Origin of the sequence: Aliivibrio sp. S4MY1, assembly GCF_028765545.1 — a bacterium.
In the GTDB taxonomy this organism is placed as follows: Bacteria; Pseudomonadota; Gammaproteobacteria; order Enterobacterales; family Vibrionaceae; genus Aliivibrio.
Window position 1 is genome coordinate 1 of sequence record NZ_JARACP010000079.1, and the last position, 307, is coordinate 307.

The 307-nt window shown below is 32.9% G+C and carries 1 pseudogene; it reads right to left on the reverse strand.

From position 1 onward, the window contains the following. Positions 1-85: 85 nt before the first annotated feature. A pseudogene (locus tag PVK71_RS20415) lies at positions 86-307 on the reverse strand (hypothetical protein); the annotation flags it as partial.

The window sequence follows — 307 nt, forward strand, 5'->3', positions numbered from 1 at the left end:
GAAGCTGCGCCCATACCTAATATTACAAGGAAAAGTACAGCTAATATGAGTTTTACGAGAAGTTTCATTTCAATAGCCTTAATGATTAAATTCCAGTTTCAGGATCCATCGGCTCTGATCGATAATCTTTCCCTGCAATAATATCGTAACGAATTACAGTAGAGTCATTAAATAGATCAAAGTTTGTACTTAATGAATTTCTACTTCCTTTCAGTTTTTTACTATTAATATAAAATTCACAAGATATATCTCCAGACCAACGTTCAACGGCAGCCCATTTACTAATTTTTGCATTACAATTTCGAGA